The sequence below is a fragment of the Flavihumibacter sp. CACIAM 22H1 genome, assembly GCF_001601815.1.
Classification (GTDB): Bacteria; Bacteroidota; Bacteroidia; order Chitinophagales; family Chitinophagaceae; genus Flavihumibacter.
Window position 1 is genome coordinate 17,615 of sequence record NZ_LUKG01000020.1, and the last position, 2,675, is coordinate 20,289.

At 47.4% G+C, this 2,675-nt stretch carries 2 protein-coding genes; one reads left to right on the forward strand and one right to left on the reverse strand.

The window, feature by feature from the left end; genetic code table 11:
* A partial coding sequence (locus A1D16_RS07815) for a sialidase family protein (RefSeq protein WP_290708802.1) occupies positions 1–2,308 on the reverse strand: 2,308 nt, incomplete at its 3' end.
* 103 nt (positions 2,309–2,411) lie between these two features.
* Here A1D16_RS07815 and A1D16_RS07820 point away from each other — a divergent pair.
* The coding region (locus A1D16_RS07820) for a YceI family protein (protein WP_290708803.1) at positions 2,412–2,675 on the forward strand (264 nt) is incomplete at its 3' end.

A 2,675-nucleotide genomic window follows, 5' to 3' on the forward strand; every position in this document is an offset into this window, starting at 1 on the left:
GCACGCCAGTGGGTGCAGGGAAAACCGTCAGCGCGGCGGAGGGGGTTTGTCCTTTATTGGCTGCCAGCAATCGAAGTGGACGAATATCATCCAATACCCAAATAGACCGGCCAAAGGTTGCAATTACCAGGTCTGCTTCCCGTTCCTGGATGACCATATCATAGGTTGATACGGACGGATACCCATTTTTCCATTGCTGGAAGTTTTCTCCATTATCAAGGCTTACCCAAAGCCCTTGTTCTGTACCTACAAAGATTAAATTAGGTTCGGTAGGGTCCTGCACCACGGAAAGCGCGTAGCCGGTTAGTTTTTTATCATCGACTAAACGGGTCCAGGTTTTTCCAAAATCAAGGGTTCTAAAAACATAGGCACCAAAACGCCTGTAATCATTCACTACTACCAATGCCTCCGCCGCATTGTGGCGGGAGGGTTGAATCTGCTGAACCCAGGCGCCTACCGGCATTCCGGGAATTTTTCCCCGGAAATTGGTCCAGGTTTTTCCTCCATCACGGGTTAACTGTACATTGCCGTCGTCTGTACCAACCCAGATCACTCCCTGTTGTTTTACAGAAGGCGCAATGGAAAGAATGGTACAATGGTTTTCGGCGCCGGTAATATCCAGGCTGAGTCCGCCGTTTTTGTTCTGGTCAATTTTACTGGAGTCATTGGTGGTAAGATCGCCCGAAATCAGTTGCCAGCTGATCCCTTTATCAGTGCTTTTATGGAGGTATTGGCTGCCGAAATAGATGGTCTTTTTATCAAAAGGATCCTGTGCCATTCCTGCATTCCAGTTAAATCGCAGGATGGTCTGGAGATTTGGATTGGCGGGTTTGATGGTCCAGGACTCACCGGTTTTTACATTATACCTGCCCACATTTCCCTGTTGGCTCATGGCGTAAACCCAGTTAGCATCTTCCGCATCGGGCATAACGTCAAAGCCATCGCCCCCCCATAGGTTTTCCCAATAGTAGTTTTTTATGCCGGCGCTCATCCATGTATAGGCTGGTCCGCGCCAGGATCCATTGTCCTGCATTCCGCCCATAACATTATACGGTTGTTCGTTATCAACATTGATATGATAAAATTGTCCGACCGGCAGTTTTTCATCAAAGACCCAGTTTTTTCCCATATCGCGGGTTATACCGATACCTCCGTCGTTGCCATCTATAATAAATTTATTGTCTTTCGGATGTATCCAGAATGCATGATGGTCGGGGTGGATTCCATTGTAGGGAATCACTACTTCAAAATCTTTTCCCCCGTCTTCGCTTTTTGCAATCATCTGGTAAATCAGCCATACCCTGTTTTCGTTCAGCGGGTCCACGGCAATTTCCTGGAAATAAAAGGGTCGGTTGGTGACCCAGGCGGGGTTGCTATTGACCAGCTTCCAATTGTAACCTCCATCCTCGGATTTATACAAGCCATTTTTGGTAGCTTCCACCAGGGCATAAACCACGTTGGGGTTATTACGTGCAATGGCCAAACCGATTCTTCCATAATCCCCTTCCGGCAAGCCATTTTCCTTGCCGAGCTTTTTCCAGTTTTTACCTCCGTCAAGGGTCATGTACAAGCCACTTCCCGGGCCCCCGCTGTTAAAGCTCCAGGGAGTACGGTAATGCTGCCACATAGCGGCAAAAAGTTTATTCGGGTTGGTGGGGTCCATAATCATATCGGCAATACCCGAACTATCGTTGGTATAAAGAATTTTTTCCCAATGCTGTCCCTCATCGGTGGTTTTAAACACTCCGCGGTCGGCATGAAAAGCATATGGATTGCCGATTACCCCCGCATATACCGTAGAGGGCTGGGAGGGGTCAATTAATACCCGGTGAATATTTCTTGTTTTTTCCAGTCCCATGCGGTTCCATGATTTTCCGCCATCGATCGATTTATAGATGCCTTCACCGATATTGATGGAATTGCGCGGGTTGCCTTCACCGGTACCTACCCAAACCACCTGGGGGTTTGATTGCTGAACAGCCACCGATCCTATATTAAGGATGGGTTGTTCGTCAAAAACGGGTTTCCATTCATGCCCCCCGTTAATTGTTTTCCAAACACCCCCGGAAGCGGAGCCCAGGTAAATAATATTGGGGTCGTCTACAACCGCGTCAATGGCGGTAATTCGTCCACTCATTCCTGCCGGACCAATATTCCGGGGTTTCCAGTTTTTAAACTGATCGAGTGAGAGGGAGGGAGAGCTTGGTGGTGGTGTAGTTTTTCGAGCTGTTTTTTTCTGCGCCGTGGCTACAAAAGCAGTTCCGGCCAGCAAAAGAATGCCCAGCCCGGATTTTCTCCAGTGTGTCATGTGCTGTAACGATTTAAATTGGAAATTAATGGATAATGTGGGAACAATGAATGGAAATTGCTGAAAGCTGTACCTTAGTGTTTAACCAATAAAACCACTTTATATGCAAAAATGGAACCTGCTGATACTGGCGGCTACGATGAGCCTGGGAATGTCTGCTGCTGCTCAGACCAAATGGAAACTCGACAAATCACATTCAAGTGTTCGCTTTTCTGTAAACCATATGGTGGTATCGGAAGCGGAAGGCACTTTTAAAATGTGGGATGGTACGGTAGAGAATTCCAAGGATGATTTTTCCGATGCCAAGATTGCTTTTACGGTAGATGTGAACTCCATCAATACGGACAATGAGCGTCGGGATGGTCAT